This is a genomic window from Aquirufa avitistagni (genome assembly GCF_042715545.1).
In the GTDB taxonomy this organism is placed as follows: domain Bacteria; phylum Bacteroidota; class Bacteroidia; order Cytophagales; family Spirosomataceae; genus Aquirufa; species Aquirufa avitistagni.
Map to the genome: position 1 here is coordinate 24,789 of NZ_JBBKXZ010000004.1, position 18,085 is coordinate 42,873.

Genomic DNA, 18,085 nt, shown 5'->3' on the forward strand with positions numbered 1-18,085 from the left:
CGGGAATTTTTGTGAAAAATATTTACTCTACTTTATTGGTAGATTAAGTAAAGTCTATTAATTTTGTAGGATAATCAATTCACCGTATGTCACTACAAACTGACTCCACGCCCAACAAGCCAAAATTTCCTAGCCTACTAAAAGCGATAAGCATCATTTGGAAACGAGAACGTAGCATTACGGAAGTAATCATTCACATTAGCAATGCTCTAGCCCTCATGATTGTTGGGCATTTAGTTTTCAGTTACCTAACTGCCGAAAACGTAATCGCCGTATTTAGCACTGTCAATTCAGAAATTTTATACTATATCTTAGGTGGATTCATTGCTCAAATGATTGATGGCGCCTTGGGAATGGCTTATGGCGTGACCGCAACCACATTCTTAATGTCGGTGGGCATCACCCCCGCTGCAGCTTCAGCCAGCGTGCACGCATCTGAGGTGTTTACGTCGGGCGTCTCCGGATATATGCATTTGAAATTTGGAAACGTAAATTCTAAACTATTCAAAACCTTGGTCATACCAGGTATCATTGGAGCCATATTAGGTGCGTATGTAATCTCGTCGTTGGAAAATTATGCCGACTACATCAAACCGATCGTATCCATTTATACCTTGTTTTTAGGTGCCATCATTATACGTAAAGCATTAATCAAACGTCAAGAAAAGCGTCAATTAAAACGGGTGGGCTGGTTAGCTCTTTTTGGAGGTTACCTAGATTCAATCGGCGGTGGTGGCTGGGGACCAATCGTTTCATCCACATTAATTGCGTCAGGTCGTCATCCAAAATATACGATTGGCAGCGTTAATTTGACCGAATTTTTCGTCTCACTAGCTTCCTCACTTACCTTTTTCACGGTTATTGGTCTCGGCTATTGGCAAGTGATCGCAGGATTAATTTTAGGTGGAGTTGTTGCTGCACCGATTGCAGCCCGATTAGCCAACAAACTTCCCGTAAAGAGCATGATGATATTAGTTGGCATCGTCATTATCGTCGTCAGCCTGCGTCAAATTGTCTTAGGTGCAGGAAAGTTTTTTTAGTTCAGCACAAACTTTTGCGTTTCTGTTTGGCCAGTATCTGAAACAAATCGGAGTAGATAAACACCCCGACTAAGCCCTTTGGTGTCAAATCGTATTACTTCACTCGGCTTGGTATTTCGTTGCTCAATAATTTTTCCCGACATATCAACCCAATGTATTGTACCTGACACATTGGAGAGGACATAGATAAAATCCGTGGCTGGATTTGGCCAAATTTGAAAAATTGAGGTCTTCAGATTATCCCAAACAGGTGAACTTGATTGATTATCATAGATGAAGACACCACCCGCACCGGTACCAAAAATCAAGTCTTTCTTACCATCAGCATTATAATCTTCGCAGAGAATTTGTGCGTTTCGACCAACAGATACACTACTAAAATCCTGTGATTTCCAAACCAATTCATTTGTTAACGCATCAAAATTCCCAACGTGCACTGCCCCATCTTGATCAAGCCCAATAAATTCAACGGATCCATCGCCATCCAAATCTGCCATCGAAAAATTGCGTAAACGCCAATCCGTTAGCGCACCTAACTTCCCCCAATCTGAATTCCCATGGGTTCTAACTTTACCTACTCGATTAACAATAAGCAAATCAACCTTAGAATCCTGATTCCAATCCGCAAAAATAGGCACCTCATTGAATCCCAAATCAGGAATATCTACCGCTTTTAAACCCGACTTGAATAAGACAAAAACACGTGGTCCTAGACTTGTTTGACCCGATAGAATTAAATCTTTCGTTCCGTCATAATTATAATCAATGGTTTGCAGCATTAAATTGGTGGCATTCAACTGATCTTTTAACTTCAAATAATCCGATGTAATAAATCCAAAAACGCCAGCCTTATTTTCAAAAAAACTAATGGAAGCTTTCACCTCGTTCCCTTCCCTAATACCAGCATTAGCCACCAGTAAATCCAAATCACCGTCTTGATCAGCATCCCAGAAACATGGACTTGCTCGCTCCCCTACATCTATCATTTCAGCTTGCAAAAAGGTCTTGGAAGATGCCACCCACGTACCATTTGCCTTCGAAAAAAGAACATTTGATTGTTGGAAGTCCTGCATATACCCATTGTTATCCGTTGAAAACAAGGAGGCAATTAGTTCAGGTTGTGCATCACCCGTCACATCTACCACGGATGCGTGTAGAAATGTCCCAAGATTTACTGATTTAGGAAAGCCAACGGTAACTTTGGTAAACTTGGGGGAATTTCGAGTCCCCTCATTTGTTAGAAAAATAAGATCTCGACAGCCAATATGCCCATAGACCAAATCAGGAATTCCATTGCGAAATAGCACACTGAGCGAATTACCCGCATGAAAGGTACGATTGGGCTGTTGGACAGACTCCAAGGCTATATCTGCAGAACATGGCGTACCTAAAACAATATCTCCACACGAACGAACGACAAAGTCACCCCAACAATCCCCTATTTTCTTAAAATCTAGCAACTTACCTGATTGTTTAGATTGGTTTTGGTGAAACTCCACATAGTGTCCACTGGGATCAAAAGCCAGTACATCCACATCCCCATCGCCATCGATATCAGCAATGGCTGGAATATCCACATTAGAAACATAGAGATTTATCCGACCAGAAAAACCTTCCGTATATAAAGGATTTGCGATAGATTGAAATGAAAGATTACTGCTAGTACTTGTATTTTTAAATACTTGAATACCAGCAGGAGCTGCACAAAACAAATCTTTTCTACCATCATTGTCGTAATCAACAAAACGCATCCAATGGGTGAATTTAGGCAACTGACTTGACAAAACTGGATCAAACACAAAGCCTGATGGTTGATTCACAAAAACAGCCCGTTGCTCAGTCGTACGATCAAAAGTAACGATATCCTCCCGACCATCTTGCGTCAAATCGACCGATTCAAACTGGGTCGCATTCATGCCTCCTGCTAATGCATTCAACAAATTTTGGCCCGATTTCTGAACAGCTAATCGTGAATTTTGCGTCAATTTGATCCCTTGCCCCATGAATTGCAGAGGAATCAGCGCTAAATAAAGGATTAAAAGATTTTTCATTCGATATTTGTAGTCGCAATATGCAAAATGGCAGACGATTATCCATATGAAGATATCAAACTCATCTTTATTAGCACATTTCCAATCCGCGACTGGCGTTTGTACGGATACCCGAAAAATACAAAAAGGAAATATGTTTTTTGCCTTAAAAGGGCCAAATTTCAATGCCAATGCATTAGCAGAAGAAGCTTTAGCCAAAGGAGCTTCTTGCGCGGTCATTGACGACCCAGCCTTTGAAACAGGTGAAAACACATTACTTGTTTCAGATGGACTGAAGGCACTTCAAGACCTAGCCACTGCTTACCGTAATACCTTAACCATACCGATTATTGGCCTAACAGGATCCAATGGAAAAACAACTACGAAGGAATTGATTTTTTCCGTATTATCTCAACAATTCCATTGTTTCGCCACTTCGGGTAATTTGAATAATCACATTGGCGTACCACTTTCCATCCTTTCCATTTTACCTGCACATGAAATCGCAGTCATTGAAATGGGCGCAAATAAGCAAGGAGATATCAAGGAACTTGTAGATATAGCTCAACCTACACATAGCTTAATAACCAATATAGGTAAAGCACATTTAGAGGGGTTCGGCGGTGAATCAGGTGTCATTAAAGGCAAAGGTGAATTATTTGACTATGTCTCCGCACACGGTGGAATCGTCTTTTTACCCAAAGAAAAAAACATCGTACATCAAATGTCTGAAGAGCGTCAAATCACGGAAGTGGTTTTAGCTAATTCAGCGATGCCCACTGATTTACTTGAAGCGAAACCTTACATTCGATTTTCATGTGCAGACAAAACAGTTGTTCAGTCACACTTACCCGGTATATACAACTTTGAAAATATTCAAATGGCGATTGCGGTGGGCAAGCATTTTGGCTTAAGTGATGCACAATGCAAGGAGGGAATAGCTACGTATCAGCCAACTAATCATCGATCTCAGTACATTAAAATTGGATCCAACCAAGTTTTAATGGATGCATACAATGCCAATCCATCCTCGATGCAGGCTGCTATCACCCATTTTGCAGAAACTGATAACGAACCCAAAATTCTGATTTTAGGGGACATGTTTGAATTAGGTGACTTGTCCGCAGCCGAACATGAAGCTCTTGGCAAACTAATTGCCTCGTTTTCGTTTGAAAAAGTTCTTTTAATCGGCGAACACATGCAACACGCCCTAACTCATTTACCTAAAGCATTTTACTTTCCTGATAAGTTTGGACTTCATAACTGGTTACAAGATCATCCCATCAAGTCAAGTTATTTATTAGTCAAAGGATCGCGAGGTATTCAATTAGAAAGCGTATTGCCGTTTTTGGCAAATGACTAGTAACCAATAAATAAGAAATAGCCTATTGGGCCAAACAAAAATTTGTTGGTATAATAGAAAGCAGTAAATTTGCACTTTAATAAGATTTAGAAATAAAATTAAACACATAATGGCATCACAAGCTGGTACGTATGTACCCTACAAAGTAAAAGACATTGCATTGGCCGATTGGGGTCGTAAAGAAATTCAATTAGCGGAAGCAGAGATGCCGGGCTTAATGGCATTGCGTACAGAATTCGGCGCCGCACAACCTTTGAAGGGAGCGCGTATCGCAGGATGTTTGCACATGACAATCCAAACAGCCGTTTTGATTGAGACATTAACTGCCTTAGGAGCAGAAGTTACTTGGTCATCTTGTAACATTTTCTCTACACAAGATCACGCTGCAGCAGCGATTGCAGCAGCAGGAATTCCAGTTTATGCTTGGAAAGGCATGAACGAAGAAGAATTCAACTGGTGTATTGAGCAAACATTATTCTTCGGTGAAGGAAAGCAACCATTGAACATGATCTTGGATGATGGTGGTGACTTAACGAATATGGTTTTTGACGAATACCCTGAGTTAATCGAAGGCATCAAAGGCTTATCAGAAGAAACTACGACTGGTGTTCATCGTCTATATGAGCGTATGAAAAATGGCACGTTATTCTTGCCAGCGATCAACGTAAACGATTCAGTTACCAAATCGAAATTCGATAATAAATATGGTTGCAAAGAGTCATTAGTGGATGCGATTCGTCGCGCAACCGACTTAATGTTGGCAGGTAAAGTAGCCGTAGTAGCAGGTTATGGTGACGTAGGAAAAGGTTCTGCAGATTCATTACGTGGTGCGGGTTGCCGTGTGTTAGTAACTGAAATCGATCCTATTTGTGCATTACAAGCAGCGATGGATGGTTACGAAGTAGTTCCAATGGACGAAGCAGCGACACGTGCCAACATCTTTGTCACAGCAACGGGTAACGTGAAAATCATCCGTGATCGCCACTTCAAAGCGATGAAAGACAAAGCGATCGTTTGTAACATCGGTCACTTCGATAACGAAATCGACATGGAATGGTTGAACAACAATTACGGTTCAACTAAGGATCAAATCAAGCCACAAGTGGACATGTACACCATCGATGGCAAAAACGTAATCGTTTTAGCTGAAGGTCGTTTAGTAAACTTAGGTTGCGCAATGGGTCACCCTTCATTCGTGATGTCAAACTCATTCTGTAATCAAACATTGGCTCAATTAGAATTGTGGGCTAATTCTAAGAATTACGAAAACAAAGTATACATCTTACCAAAGCACTTGGATGAGAAAGTAGCGTTCTTACACTTAGCACACATCGGAGCTAAGTTGGAGAAACTAGAAAAAGAGCAAGCGGAATACATCGGCGTACCTCAAGCAGGTCCATTTAAGCCAGAGCATTACCGTTACTAGGATTTAGTAAATCAAAGAAAAAGCTGCACCGCTAACGTGCAGCTTTTTTTATGCAATTTTTGCTAAAATAAATCAGCGAAAAGCCCTAAATTTGCAGCAAATTAAGACAAAAAAGATATGAAATTTGGTGTGATTGTATTCCCGGGTTCAAACTGCGATGATGATACCGTAGGTGTTATTCAAAGTTTAGGCCATGAAGCTATTAAGTTATGGCATAAAGACACGGATTTACAGGGCTGCGATTTTCTTATTGTTCCAGGTGGCTTCTCTTATGGAGATTACCTTCGTTCAGGTGCTATCGCACGCTTTTCACCGATTATGGAACATGTCATCGAATTTGCTAAAAACGGAGGCTATTTAATGGGAATTTGCAATGGATTCCAGGTCTTAGTAGAAGCGCACTTACTTCCTGGTGTATTATTACGCAACAACTCGCAGAAATTCATCTCAAAGAATATTTTCCTAAAAGCGGCTACAAACAATGCCCTTTTAACCCAAGAATTAGATTTAAACAAAGCCTATAAAGTACCAATTGCACACGCAGAGGGTCGCTATTTTGCTGATGAAGCTACCTTAGCTTCCTTGCAGGCAAATGATCAAATATTGTTTTACTATTGTGACGAGGCAGGCCAAGTGACTGATGCTGCTAATCCCAATGGCAGCTTACTAAACATTGCCGGAATCTGTAATGAAGGACGGAATGTATTTGGGTTAATGCCGCACCCCGAGCGTGCTGCCGATCCAGATTTGAATAATACAGATGGCTTGGAAATCATGAAGCAATTGGTGCTTCAATTGGTTTAAAAACATCAACGCATAAAAAAGACGCGAAGTATCGCGTCTCTACAATTGTTTTCTATCTTAAATCATTCACCTCTACTCCGGGGAATGCCTTTTTACTAAACGTAAAATAAGCATCATCTACACCGGCTTTGGGATTTAATTTAGTCACCTTGAATACCTGTTTTTTACCTGCCTTATTGACAATCGTCCATTCTTTGACGGTATTATCTGCTGTATTTATCTTGAGCGTAATCTGTTTAACTTGAGTCGATTTAGCACCAGGTGCCATGTCTACCGTCGCGATACCACCAGCTTGGGACACTAATTTAAACTTGTACCCTTTCTTGTCAAATGTGTAAATTTTTGCGGGATTTAAATCACCGTCCGCAGGATCAAACGAGGAAAGATTGACTTCGTTAATTTCCTTAATGTACGTAGCAACTTCTTTTCCATTATTAAAGATCTCTTGTCCGGCTGTCTTCAATCTAAACTTAGTCCCCTTCACTGTGATTGACCCAGTCATCGCAGCACTCCCATCCGTTTGATAACTGAAGTTGGCCGAAAATGAGCCCATCCCCTTATACTTCTGCTGCATCTTGTCAATCAAACTAACCGCTGGATTCGATTGAGCAAAGGCGGATAAGCTAAGGAAAACGAATACAATTACCTGTTTCATACTTATAGATTTTTCAAAATTTCTTCCAATTCAGTTTCGGACTTGACTAATACCTCCCGCGCCTTTGAACCACCGAATGATCCCACAATACCAGCAACCTCCAACTGATCAATCAAACGGCCCGCTCGATTATACCCTAATTTTAACTTGCGCTGAATCAATGAGGTACTTCCTTGCTGATGCATCACCACCAAACGAGCAGCCTCATCGAAATAAGCATCGCGATCGCCTAAATCGATATCTCCACGATCTTGACCTCCCATCTCTTCCGAATCCGCCTCAGGCAATAAATAAGCCGTCGTATAGCCTTGTTGGTTCCCAATAAAATCACAAATCTCTTCTACCTCAGGGGTATCCACAAACGCGCATTGCAAACGGATTACTTCCGAACCCATCGATAATAGCATGTCGCCCATGCCAACCAATTGATCCGCACCACCAGCATCCAAAATCGTTCGCGAGTCTATTTTAGACATAACCTTAAACGATAAACGCGCTGGAAAGTTTGCCTTGATCGTACCTGTAATGACATTGACGGAAGGACGTTGCGTGGCAACCACTAAGTGAATACCGATTGCACGGGCCAACTGTGCTAAACGGGCAATTGGATGTTCTACTTCTTTTCCGGCGGTCAACATTAAGTCGGCAAGCTCATCAATCACCAACACAATATAAGGCATGAAATCATGCTCATTCGGATTCAACCGACGGTTAATGAATTTTTGATTATACTCTTTGATATTCCGACAACCCGCTATTTTCAACTTGTCATAGCGCATATCCATCTCCTTACACAGGGAATTCAAGGTAGCAACAACCTTTTTGGTGTCAGTAATAATAGCCTCCGCGGAATCTGGCAAACATGCTAAAAAGTGGCGTTCCAATTTATTAAATAAAGAAAGCTCTACCTTTTTAGGATCCACCAAAACAAACTTCAATGTTGCTGGGTGCTTCTTGTAAATTAACGAAGTCAATAACATATTTAGACCCACCGACTTACCCTGACCAGTGGCACCTGCCATCAACAAGTGAGGCATTTTGGCTAAATCAGCTACAAATATTTCGTTGGAAATAGTCTTACCTAATGTAATTGGCAAATCAAATGTAGACTTTTGGAATTTCTCGGAACCGATTACCGCACGGACTGGAACCATCTCGCGGTTCTTGTTGGCAACTTCAATACCAATCGTTCCCTTACCTGGCATTTGACCAATAATACGTACACCCATAGCGGCTAACGAAAGCGACAAATCATCTTCTAATGAAGTGATTTTGCTCACACGAACACCTGCTTTTGGAACAATCTCATACAACGTAACGGTGGGCCCAATCGTCGCCTCAATCTTCTGAATACCGATTCCGTAATTCAAAAGCGTCTCCACAATCTTTTCCTTATTCTCCTTCAACTCATCCATGGTCACCTGAGTTGTTTGATTCTTTTGATCGTATTCCTTCAATAAATCTAAGGTAGGATACACATATTTAGGTAGATCTGCAGTAGGATCGTATAAACCAAACTGAGCTACTAAATCATTCGCCTGCACAGCCGAGTTCATCGGAGCCTCTTCTACTTCCTCAATGGCTGCATCATCTTCATCTGCCACCTTAAAAGTAAATGGTGTTTCATCCACCTCCTCCAACGCATTTTCAGCTAGTTGCTCCTCAATAACAGGTAAATCTGCAGGCAGCACGTCAGCTAATTCATCCTCTAATTTAACGGGAGGAACATGTGGACGATACGTTTCTAAATCCTCATTATCGACATGAAATGTCTCATCATCATCGATAAACGATTCCTCTAATTCTGCAGCAACACCACCCTCAACATCTGTAATTCCTGGGACAACTGACGCTACTTTAGGTTTTGCAGGATTCCATTGGTAAAAAAGTACGAAGAATACCAAGCCTAAAAATAGCACTAGGAAAATAGATAGGTAGCCGATTAACTGTGTCAACTTCTCCGTGATGAAAAAGCCTACACCACCTCCAAAAGAATGTGGAAGTTCTAATTGAAATACTAGAAAACCGGAAATTAAACTACCCCAGATAATGTAAAATAATACTTGCCAAGATAAGCGATCAACCGGGTAGATCTCACGCTTGTAAGCTAGCTTAAGTCCTGACAAAAAGAATAAGGGAATCAAGAGCAATGAAGACCAACCGAACGTTCGGAAGATAAAAAAATGGGCAATTTTGGCTCCTAACAAACCAGCCCAGTTTTTTACGGGAATATCTGAACCCGCAATCACATCGGCAGCGCCTAATTCAACCTCACTTTGATCAGCCACCCCCACCACAAAATTCGAGACAAAAGCAAGCGTCAATAAAGTTCCTATGAAAAACAAAAACCAGCCTAGAATCAATCGAATGCGGTAAGAAACCTCACCCGGAACACGGTCTTTTTTCGATTCTTTATCAAAATTAATTTGAAGCGTACTGGTTGGATTAACAATCTTTTTGGCCATCTAATGCAGAAGTAATAATAACGTATAAATTTCGACTTTTTGATTTGATTTACAAAATCAAATATTAAAGTCCTTCAGAAACAATGGCACGATTAATCTCTTGAATTAACCCTGGCCCTTCATAAATAAAACCGGTGTAAATTTGAACTAAGGATGCCCCAGCGCGTAACTTTTCAATCGCATCATTTGCTGAATGAATCCCCCCAACCCCAATCATCGGAATCTTTCCCTTTGATTTTTTATGGATATACGCAATAACCTCCGTAGACCTATCTCCTACCGGCTTTCCACTTAGTCCCCCAGCTTCTGCCGTTACGGCAGGATCAGCAAGTAAACCCTCCCGGGAAAGTGTCGTATTGGTAGCGATCAAACCCGCAATACCTGTCTCTAATACAATGTCAACGACATCATCCAATTGCTCATTCGTTAAATCAGGCGCAATTTTCAATAAGATAGGTTTCAATTTAGGTTTGCGTTGATTCAAATCCTGTAAGCGGGATAGCAATTGCTTCAATGGTTCTTTTTCCTGCAACGCGCGCAGATTAGGCGTATTGGGCGAACTTACATTGACCACAAAATAATCCACCACGGGATACAAGGTTTCGAATCCTTGGCAATAATCATCATCTGCTAATTCATTAGGCGTCACTTTATTTTTACCCAAATTACCCCCTATAATCACGGGAGCTTGCCTAGCTTCTAAACGTTTCTTCATTTGAGCCAACCCATCATTATTGAATCCCATGCGATTGATAATGGCCGAATCTTCCGGCAAACGAAATAAACGTGGTTTCTCATTTCCATCTTGTGGCTTAGGCGTAACCGTTCCAACCTCTATAAATCCAAAACCTAAGGTGGCCAACTCATCCACCAAAACAGCATTTTTATCAAAGCCTGCAGCTAAACCAACCGGATTCGGAAATTCAATACCAAAAACAGTCCGACGAAGGCTAGGGTGCTCGTACCCGTAAATGGCACGAAAAAGGCTAGAAACACCTGGGATTTTCATTGAAAATGTAAGCAAATCAGCCAGCAAATAATGCGCACGTTCTGCGTCAAACAAAAAGAAGAATGGCTTAATTAGCTTTTGATAAATCATAACAGGTATGCAATTTTAACGAAGCAACAAAAATACAAAATGCCCCCTAGATAATGGGAATAAATCAAGGATAATCTGAAGATTCCTGAGACATTTTAAAAAAATCATTTAGACGTGATGACACTTTACTGAAAAAGGCTAATTTTAAAACAACCTTTGTGGTAATCAAGCATTTAATAAATTAGTAAGCCTATGTTAAGTCGTGTTGCCAATTCCATTTATTGGATGAATCGCTACATTGAGAGAGCCGACAACTATGCGCGCTTTATCTCAGTGAATTTTAATTTAGCCCTTGATTTACCTCCGAATGTGCCCGAACAATGGGAACCACTTATTGTCGCCACGGCAGATCATTACAATTTCTTCGAACATTATCCCAAAGCCAATCGCGAAAATGTCTTGTATTTCATGACGTTTGATGAACTAAACCCCAACTCGATACTTTCTTGCCTGTACAGTGCACGCGAAAATGCTCGTACCATTCGCGAAAGTATTTCTAGGGAGATGTGGGAGTATGTCAACCAAGTTTACTGGAAAGTAAAAGACCGCGTTGAAGGAAGTAAACAATGGGAAATTTCGCGCTATCAAGGATTCCTGGAAGAAATTAAATCAGGTAGTCAATTATTCTACGGGATTGTGGATTCGACGATAACACGTGGAGAAGGTTGGCATTTTGGCCAACTGGGCAAATTGCTTGAACGGGCAGATAAAACGACCCGATTTTTAGATGTCAAATACTTTACGCTGTTGCCTGATGTAGAGGCCATCGGATCGCCGTTGGACTTACTTATGTGGTCAGCCGTATTAAAGTCGAATTCCGCATACAATATGTTTCGCCAACAGTACAAAGTCATTAACCCGCGTAACATCGTGGAATTCTTGATTTTAGAAAAAAGCTTTCCAAGATCCGTGGTGCATTGTTTGCAAGAATCTGAATTGTCACTTTATGCTATTTCTGGAACTTCTTTTGAACATGGCTATTCAAATTTGGCCGAAAAAAAGGTTTCCAAATTGCTTTCAGAAGTTCAATTCACTGAAATTGACGATATCTTATTGACTGGCTTACACCAATTTCTAGATAATTTCCAAACGAAAAACAACGAAATAGGCCAAACCATTTTCAATACCTATTTTGACCTGAAGCCTGTCAACTAACCGTGGCATACCAGAAAAATTTGTAATATTGCGCTCCCTTTTGCCACCATTGAATATATGACTTATTGCTTAGGAATCACCGTTAAAGAAGGACTCATTGCCATTGCGGATACACGTATCACGGCTGGAAATGAGATGTATTCCAATAAAAAAATCTCCATTCACGAGATTAAAAATCACAGCCTCTTCATTATGACCGCCGGCTTGCGCTCCGTACGAGATAAAGCTGTGACGTACTTTAATCAGACTGTCGACGAAGATGAAGCGAGTTATGATTATATGTTTCAAGCAGCCACAGCGTTTGGCCAAATGCTTAAAAAAGTAGCTCAAGAAGATCGAGAAGCATTAGAAAAAGAAGGTTACCAGTTTAACCTCCATGCCATCGTAGGCGGCCAAATGCCCAAAGACGACACCCATAAGCTGTTCCTCATTTTCCCGGAAGGCAATTGGATCGAGATAAACGATGGACTGAAATACCAGATTATAGGTAATTCAAACTATGGTAAACCACTATTAAATCGTAACCTACATTTTGATACTCCACTAAAGGATGCGTTAAAAATGGGATTTCTTTCTTTTGATGCCACGCAAGTCAGTACCAATGATGTCGATTTTCCTATCGACGTAGTCGTATACGAAAAAGGCACCTTTAAGGCCAAAGAAGTGCGTTTATACAAAGAAGACATGCAGAAAATTTCAGATGACTGGAATCAAGCCTTGCGCAATTCACTGGAAGGCATTGAGGAAAGCTGGATGAAAGACCTAATTTCGCTCCCGAAATGATCGCTAACATCCACCACAGTTTAGCTTATACGTACAGCGAACCTGTTTATTTGGAGCCGCATGTGTTATATGTTCATCCCCGAAAAAGTTCATTATTAACGGTCAAATCATTTGACCTAAGTATTTCCCCTACACCCGTCCAAATTTCAAAAAATTTAGATCCCGAGGGGAATATCCAAAATATCTTATTCTTTAAGGAGCCTACCAGCAGCTTAGCCATTAAAATAAATGCTGTTGTGGAGACCACAGAATTCAATCCGTTTGATTTTGTGTATTTCCCATTTGAAAGCAAACGCCTTCCCATGCGTTATTCAGACGCTTATGTGAAGACACTTGCTCCCTATTTAGGTTTAGACGGTGTCACACCTGTGATTGAGCAAACAGCGCGTCACCTAGCTTCTCAAGTGCAGTGGAGTACCTCTGAATTCCTAAGTGATGTCAATGCGTTTATCTACAAACAATTTGCCTACGAAATTCGCGAAGAAGGAGCACCTAATACTCCTGAATTTACATTAATGAACCGCAAAGGTTCATGTCGGGATTATGCGGTACTATTTTCAGCACTTTGCCGCGCCATGGGATTAGCCACCAGATTCGTTTCCGGATATTACACAGGGATTGCTCCGGTCGATGTTCCGAATCAAACGCATCATTTACATGCTTGGGTAGAGGTTTATTTGCCAGGTGGCGGTTGGCGTGGATATGACCCAACGCAGCACGAAGTCGTAGCAGGTAATCACATTCCTTTGGCAGCTTCCTGCCTTCCTGAGGAAATCACACCGGTATATGGAACGTATCGAGGAGCGGCGACATCGACATTAACGACTGAAGTCTTTATTCAACGCGTTTAGCCTACGAGTAATTGGGCCAATAGATAATCTGCAACCAAGATAGCAATACACGCATTCGTCACTGCGGCGGTTCCGGCTTTGCCCACTTCATACGCACCGCCTTTGGTGTAGAACCCTTGGAAAGCTGAAATAGAGACAACTAAAAAGCCAAAAACCAACGATTTGATCAAGGCAAAAAGTACATAGTTGGGCTTGAAATCAAATTGCAATCCGTGGATATAATCTTGTGGCGTCACTGATCCTGTTAACCATCCCGCCAAATAACCTCCGTAGATTCCCAGAAAACAAGCCATGGTCACGAGCATCGGAAAGGTCAACATGGCCGCAATCATTTTAGGTAGTACTAAATAAGATGAAGAATTAATTCCCATGACCTCAAGGGCATCAATTTGCTCTGTAATCCGCATGGTGCCTAGTTGGCCCGCAATATTAGACCCCACCTTACCCGCTAAAACCACACACGTAATCGTAGGTCCCAATTCCAGAATGGTCGAATCACGTACAATTAAACTGATGATGTATCTGGGCACAAATGGATTTTCCATATTGGCAGCTGTTTGAACACAGGTTACGGCTCCTAAAAAACTGGCAACGATCGTGACGATCAACATGGAATCAATGCCGATATCCTTTGATTCCTGCATAATCAATTTCCAATTCACCCGAAATTTTTCAGGATTTGTAAAAAGCTTACCTAGGAAGAGTAAATATTTGCCTAATTTTGACATGTGCTGCACAAACAATGAGCACCAAAGATAATGGATAAATCGATAGTAATTAGTGGCGGAAGTCAGGGAATTGGCAAGGCATTAGTAAAAAAATTCCTTCAAGAAGGTTTCCAAGTTTTTACTTGTTCTCGGAGTCAGGAGAAGTTAAATGCCTTAGCACACGAATACAATAATCCACGCTTGCACACCTATGCAGCAGATTTGAGTGATAAAAAACAAGTACAAGCCTTTGCGGCCTGGGTACTTAACAAAGCTACATCCATCGACATTTTAGTAAATAACACAGGCGTTTTTCTTCCAGGTCAAATTCAAAATGAAGAAGATGGCGTATTGGAAAAGCAAATAGAGACAAATTTATATAGCGCATATCATTTGTCACGTGCCTTATTGCCTACGTTTCAGGCTAAAAAATCAGGGCATATTTTCAATATGTGTTCAACGGCCTCGATAACGGCATACACCTTAGGTGGCTCTTATTGCATTAGCAAATTTGCCTTATTGGGTATGACTAAAGTCCTGCGCGAGGAGACTAAAACTCAAGGAATTCGCGTGACAGCTATATTACCAGGCGCTACATTAACCCCGTCTTGGGATGGTGTGGAATTACCCGCGGAAAGATTTATACCGGCGGATGATATTGCTTCCACGATTTGGGCAGCTTATCAAATGAACCCGTCGACTGTTTTGGAAGAAATTCTCATTAGACCACAATTGGGCGATATTGATTTATGAGAACTTGGCAAGCGTATGCATTAACAGATTTGGCTCAGGTGGCATCGGAATTAATTCCTGTTGCCTTAGCCCATAGTTCTATCTGGTTATTTAGAGGCCAAATGGGAGCTGGAAAGACAACGCTTGTTAAAGAAATCACACGTCAATTAGGCGTTACTGGTCATGTGCAAAGCCCCACGTTTGCATTGGTCAACGAATATGCGCGAGCAAATGATTCGGACATCTACCATTTCGATTTATACCGATTGAAAAATGCACAAGAGGCTTTAGACATTGGCATCGAAGATTATTTAGATTCAGGAAAAATTTGCCTGATCGAATGGCCTGAGCAAGCAGAAGAACTTTGGAATATTCCACATGTGGAATTTGACATAACACCCATTGACGAAAATACACGAAGTCTAACACTCCATGAGCACCATTAATCCTTTTCACGAACTACTTGCGCAACAGGGTATTATGCCCATGGAGGCGATGTCTTGGACGAAGCAGAATGCAAAAAGCATTCAAATAGGTCTACCAAAAGAAAGCTCCACCTACGAAAATCGCATTAGTCTAAGTCCACAGGCGGTTCAATTACTAGTGGCCAATGGACACGAGCTCATCATGGAACGCGGAGCGGCGGATCGGGCAGGATTCAGTGATGCGGATTATTTATTGGCAGGGGCCTCGGTGACGGATCAAATTCAAGAAGTTTGGCAATGTGGCCTCGTGTTAAAAATTAATGCGCCGACCATCGAAGAGATTAGTCACATGAAACCCGGTCAAGCTTTTGTGGCGAGTGCAGCCAAGTACCAGCTAAGCGGAGAGTCTATTGATCAAATCAATGCCAAAAAAATCATGGCCATCGGGTTGGAATATGTGGAAGATAATGGTGGAGGATTGCCTTTTGTCAAAAGCATGGCAGAAATCGCTGGCCAAATGGTCATGCCCATAGCCAGTCAAATACTAAGTGCCTCACAGGGTGGTGGCATTTTATTAGGAAATGTTACCGGCGTTTCACCTTGTCGGATCGTCTTATTAGGCTCCGGAAATGTCGTAGAGCAAGTCGCTCGTGCAGCCTGGCATGCAGGCATTCAAGTTCAAGTTTTTGATAAAGATATTTACAAGCTGCAACGCTTGAAACAAAGCCTCGGGTTCCCATTGGTCACGCAAGTAATTGATTCCGAAAACCTCCCGAATGCCCTTCAGGAGTCTAATTTGATCGTTGGCGCCCTCCGTTCCGATTCAGGAGTTACCCCTTGCATCATCACAGAAGAAATGGTTAGCAAATTAAAGCCAGGAACGTTGATTATGGACGTTTGTATCGACCAAGGAGGCTGTTTTGAGACATCCGAATTAAGCCATTTGGGCAAACCTACATTTACCAAATATGGCATCACGCACTATTGCGTTCCCAACATCCCTTCCTTAGTTGCCCAGACTGCTAGCTTAGCCATGAGTAATTTATTGACCTCATTTATTTTAAAAGCGGGGAAAACAGGAGGAATTGAGGAGATGCTTTGGCAAGGAAAATCCTTTATGAAGGGAATCTATTGCTATCAAGGCCATGTGACCAACGGCCACATGGGTAAGTTATTTAAAAAAGCAGTGAAAGACATTCAGTTATTATTACTAAGTAGAAGCTAATTCCATGATCGAAGACTACACCGCCCTATCCAACGCGCCCAATTCACCTGAGTTAAACGGTAAATATTTGGGACTTATATCGAGTGACTTTATCAAAGTAGCCGATGCCTTGAAGGAAGCTGCATACCAAATTAAAAAACGGGGATTCTCTGATTTTCCTATTTTTGTTTGTTCTCAACGGCCGATTGAAATAGGCCAAAAGTTGATCGGCGTCTCCGAATTAGGAGAGAATAAATGGAATTACCATGCATCATTACTGGAAGAATTTATTCAGCGCAAACTAATCGCGGAGGAAAATCGCGAACTATTTGAGCAGAATTATAAGGATATCGAGGAGTTCGCGTGCTTATTCGTGGTGGATGGTCAATTCACCAATTTTATATTTATTCCTTATCCCGACGAGGCTTAATTTTTTCGATTCATTGGATGAAAATCCTGAACCATTTGACTTAGATATGCCCGATCTAAATGGGTATAAATTTCAGTTGTCAAAATGGACTCGTGCCCGAGCAGTTCCTGTACCGCACGTAAATCAGCGCCCCCCTCAATTAAGTGTGTTGCAAATGAATGCCTAAAGGTATGCGGACTAATGGATTTTTGAATTCCCGCTTTAGCTGCCAAATCCTTACAAATCAGAAAGACCATCACCCGACTCAGCATGGCGCCGCGCCGATTTAAAAATAGGACATTGTGCGCATCCTTTTTCAACGATATACTCGGCCTAACTTGCTCACGGTATAAAGTTAAATAATAAAATGCCTCACGTCCGATGGGGACCAAACGCTCCTTATCACCCTTTCCGCGTACTTTCAACAAACCTAAATCAGCATAAATATCCGTTAACTTAAGGCCCACTAATTCCGATACCCGAAGTCCAGATCCATAGAGTAATTCAATCATTGCCCGATTGCGCACACCTTCGTTTGTTGACAAATCATTTGCCTGCAAAATCAATTCAATTTCATCATACGATAAGGTATCAGGAAGGTGTCGTCCCTTTTGAGGAGATTTCATGTGGGTAGTTGGGTCCGAAATCAAAGGATTCTCCGTGGCTAAAAATTGAAAAAAACTCCTGAGTCCTGACAAGCAGCGCGCTTGTGAACTTGCCTCAATTCCTAAACCGTGCAAGACGTTGAAAAAATCAAGTATATGATCTTCTGTTACTCGATCGATTGAAAAATCCTTCCCCACAACGGGGACTAAATAGAGGGCAAATTTGCGCACATCTCGCAAATAGGCCTCATGTGAATGTCCGGAAAGGCCACGTTCAATTTTCAGATAATTACCAAACAATTGGATTTCCTTTTCCCACATGGACATAATAT

At 41.5% G+C, this 18,085-nt stretch carries 17 protein-coding genes; 11 read left to right on the forward strand and 6 right to left on the reverse strand.

The annotated features are described in order from the left end of the window. Nucleotides 1-86: 86 nt before the first annotated feature. On the forward strand, nt 87-1,040 hold the full coding sequence (locus U0R10_RS10270) for a sulfite exporter TauE/SafE family protein (protein WP_377983883.1): 954 nt from the start codon (nt 87-89) through the stop codon (nt 1,038-1,040). Here the strand turns inward: U0R10_RS10270 and U0R10_RS10275 are convergent. Further along, nucleotides 1,037-3,091, reverse strand: coding sequence for an FG-GAP-like repeat-containing protein (locus U0R10_RS10275; RefSeq protein ID WP_377983884.1), 2,055 nt, complete (start codon nt 3,089-3,091; stop codon nt 1,037-1,039). The genes U0R10_RS10270 and U0R10_RS10275 overlap by 4 nt on opposite strands. A 46-nt stretch (nt 3,092-3,137) precedes the next feature. Between U0R10_RS10275 and U0R10_RS10280 the strand changes: the two genes are divergently transcribed. The 3 genes from U0R10_RS10280 to purQ all read left to right on the forward strand — a co-directional run bounded on the left by U0R10_RS10280 (nt 3,138) and on the right by purQ (nt 6,663). Beyond that, the gene (locus tag U0R10_RS10280) at nt 3,138-4,433 is read left to right on the forward strand and encodes a UDP-N-acetylmuramoyl-tripeptide--D-alanyl-D-alanine ligase (protein WP_377983885.1); all 1,296 of its coding nucleotides are present in this window, start codon (nt 3,138-3,140) and stop codon (nt 4,431-4,433) included. 109 nt (nt 4,434-4,542) lie between these two features. Beyond that, nucleotides 4,543-5,859: an adenosylhomocysteinase gene (ahcY, locus tag U0R10_RS10285; protein ID WP_377983886.1), complete on the forward strand. Its 1,317-nt coding sequence runs from the start codon at nt 4,543-4,545 to the stop codon at nt 5,857-5,859. 117 nt (nt 5,860-5,976) lie between these two features. Continuing rightward, the gene (gene purQ / locus U0R10_RS10290; RefSeq protein WP_377983887.1) at nt 5,977-6,663 is read left to right on the forward strand and encodes a phosphoribosylformylglycinamidine synthase I; all 687 of its coding nucleotides are present in this window, start codon (nt 5,977-5,979) and stop codon (nt 6,661-6,663) included. Nucleotides 6,664-6,715: 52 nt separating this feature from the next. Here the strand turns inward: purQ and lolA1 are convergent, their stop codons facing one another. The 3 genes from lolA1 to U0R10_RS10305 form a co-directional block, all read right to left on the reverse strand. After that, nucleotides 6,716-7,318 carry an outer membrane lipoprotein periplasmic chaperone LolA1 gene (lolA1, locus tag U0R10_RS10295; RefSeq protein WP_377983888.1) on the reverse strand — a complete coding sequence of 201 codons (603 nt, stop codon included), beginning with the start codon at nt 7,316-7,318 and terminating at the stop codon, nt 6,716-6,718. Between the two features lie 2 nt (nt 7,319-7,320). Next, nucleotides 7,321-9,783: an FtsK/SpoIIIE family DNA translocase gene (locus tag U0R10_RS10300; protein WP_377983889.1), complete on the reverse strand. Its 2,463-nt coding sequence runs from the start codon at nt 9,781-9,783 to the stop codon at nt 7,321-7,323. 64 nt (nt 9,784-9,847) lie between these two features. Continuing rightward, nucleotides 9,848-10,879, reverse strand: coding sequence for a quinone-dependent dihydroorotate dehydrogenase (locus U0R10_RS10305; protein ID WP_377984088.1), 1,032 nt, complete (start codon nt 10,877-10,879; stop codon nt 9,848-9,850). A 195-nt stretch (nt 10,880-11,074) separates the two neighbouring features. On the opposite strand from U0R10_RS10305, the gene U0R10_RS10310 reads away from it, so the two are divergent. From U0R10_RS10310 to U0R10_RS10320, 3 genes are read left to right on the forward strand one after another with little or no spacing between them, the layout of a single operon-like run. Next, nucleotides 11,075-12,037, forward strand: a complete 963-nt coding sequence (locus tag U0R10_RS10310; protein ID WP_377983890.1) for an alpha-E domain-containing protein — start codon at nt 11,075-11,077, stop codon at nt 12,035-12,037. Between the two features lie 57 nt (nt 12,038-12,094). Continuing rightward, on the forward strand, nt 12,095-12,820 hold the full coding sequence (locus U0R10_RS10315) for a proteasome-type protease (RefSeq protein WP_377983891.1): 726 nt from the start codon (nt 12,095-12,097) through the stop codon (nt 12,818-12,820). Further along, nucleotides 12,817-13,671 carry a transglutaminase family protein gene (locus U0R10_RS10320; protein WP_377983892.1) on the forward strand — a complete coding sequence of 285 codons (855 nt, stop codon included), beginning with the start codon at nt 12,817-12,819 and terminating at the stop codon, nt 13,669-13,671. Before U0R10_RS10315 ends, U0R10_RS10320 begins: the two co-directional genes overlap by 4 nt. Here the strand turns inward: U0R10_RS10320 and U0R10_RS10325 are convergent. Then, nucleotides 13,668-14,399, reverse strand: a complete 732-nt coding sequence (locus U0R10_RS10325; RefSeq protein ID WP_377983893.1) for an MlaE family ABC transporter permease — start codon at nt 14,397-14,399, stop codon at nt 13,668-13,670. The two genes, U0R10_RS10320 and U0R10_RS10325, sit on opposite strands and share 4 nt — an antisense overlap. Before the next feature lie 30 nt (nt 14,400-14,429). Here U0R10_RS10325 and U0R10_RS10330 point away from each other — a divergent pair, with 30 nt between their 5' ends. From U0R10_RS10330 to U0R10_RS10345, 4 genes are read left to right on the forward strand one after another with little or no spacing between them, the layout of a single operon-like run. Further along, the gene (locus tag U0R10_RS10330; protein ID WP_377983894.1) at nt 14,430-15,131 is read left to right on the forward strand and encodes an SDR family oxidoreductase; all 702 of its coding nucleotides are present in this window, start codon (nt 14,430-14,432) and stop codon (nt 15,129-15,131) included. Further along, nucleotides 15,128-15,556, forward strand: a complete 429-nt coding sequence (tsaE, locus tag U0R10_RS10335) for a tRNA (adenosine(37)-N6)-threonylcarbamoyltransferase complex ATPase subunit type 1 TsaE (RefSeq protein WP_377983895.1) — start codon at nt 15,128-15,130, stop codon at nt 15,554-15,556. The genes U0R10_RS10330 and tsaE overlap by 4 nt, the downstream gene beginning before the upstream one ends. Beyond that, complete coding sequence (locus tag U0R10_RS10340) at nt 15,543-16,760, forward strand: alanine dehydrogenase (RefSeq protein ID WP_377983896.1); 1,218 nt, start codon at nt 15,543-15,545, stop codon at nt 16,758-16,760. Before tsaE ends, U0R10_RS10340 begins: the two co-directional genes overlap by 14 nt. A gap of 4 nt (nt 16,761-16,764) precedes the next feature. Then, a complete protein-coding gene (locus tag U0R10_RS10345) occupies nt 16,765-17,169 on the forward strand; it encodes a hypothetical protein (protein ID WP_377983897.1) in 405 nt (134 codons plus the stop codon). Here the strand turns inward: U0R10_RS10345 and xerD are convergent. After that, nucleotides 17,166-18,074 carry a site-specific tyrosine recombinase XerD gene (gene xerD / locus U0R10_RS10350; protein ID WP_377984089.1) on the reverse strand — a complete coding sequence of 303 codons (909 nt, stop codon included), beginning with the start codon at nt 18,072-18,074 and terminating at the stop codon, nt 17,166-17,168. The two genes, U0R10_RS10345 and xerD, sit on opposite strands and share 4 nt — an antisense overlap. Nucleotides 18,075-18,085 lie beyond the last annotated feature (11 nt).

Excerpts from the sequence above, each read along its gene's own strand:
- U0R10_RS10310 (WP_377983890.1), top strand. The coding sequence starts at position 11,075 with ATGTTAAGTCGTGTTGCCAATTCCATTTATTGGATGAATCGCTACATT.
- U0R10_RS10330 (WP_377983894.1), top strand. The coding sequence starts at position 14,430 with ATGGATAAATCGATAGTAATTAGTGGCGGAAGTCAGGGAATTGGCAAG.
- ahcY (WP_377983886.1), top strand. The coding sequence starts at position 4,543 with ATGGCATCACAAGCTGGTACGTATGTACCCTACAAAGTAAAAGACATT.
- U0R10_RS10300 (WP_377983889.1), bottom strand. The coding sequence starts at position 9,783 with ATGGCCAAAAAGATTGTTAATCCAACCAGTACGCTTCAAATTAATTTT.
- U0R10_RS10315 (WP_377983891.1), top strand. The coding sequence starts at position 12,095 with ATGACTTATTGCTTAGGAATCACCGTTAAAGAAGGACTCATTGCCATT.
- U0R10_RS10345 (WP_377983897.1), top strand. The coding sequence starts at position 16,765 with ATGATCGAAGACTACACCGCCCTATCCAACGCGCCCAATTCACCTGAG.
- U0R10_RS10325 (WP_377983893.1), bottom strand. The coding sequence starts at position 14,399 with ATGTCAAAATTAGGCAAATATTTACTCTTCCTAGGTAAGCTTTTTACA.
- U0R10_RS10270 (WP_377983883.1), top strand. The coding sequence starts at position 87 with ATGTCACTACAAACTGACTCCACGCCCAACAAGCCAAAATTTCCTAGC.
- U0R10_RS10275 (WP_377983884.1), bottom strand. The coding sequence starts at position 3,091 with ATGAAAAATCTTTTAATCCTTTATTTAGCGCTGATTCCTCTGCAATTC.
- U0R10_RS10340 (WP_377983896.1), top strand. The coding sequence starts at position 15,543 with ATGAGCACCATTAATCCTTTTCACGAACTACTTGCGCAACAGGGTATT.
- U0R10_RS10320 (WP_377983892.1), top strand. The coding sequence starts at position 12,817 with ATGATCGCTAACATCCACCACAGTTTAGCTTATACGTACAGCGAACCT.
- U0R10_RS10280 (WP_377983885.1), top strand. The coding sequence starts at position 3,138 with ATGAAGATATCAAACTCATCTTTATTAGCACATTTCCAATCCGCGACT.
- lolA1 (WP_377983888.1), bottom strand. The coding sequence starts at position 7,318 with ATGAAACAGGTAATTGTATTCGTTTTCCTTAGCTTATCCGCCTTTGCT.
- purQ (WP_377983887.1), top strand. The coding sequence starts at position 5,977 with ATGAAATTTGGTGTGATTGTATTCCCGGGTTCAAACTGCGATGATGAT.
- tsaE (WP_377983895.1), top strand. The coding sequence starts at position 15,128 with ATGAGAACTTGGCAAGCGTATGCATTAACAGATTTGGCTCAGGTGGCA.
- xerD (WP_377984089.1), bottom strand. The coding sequence starts at position 18,074 with ATGTGGGAAAAGGAAATCCAATTGTTTGGTAATTATCTGAAAATTGAA.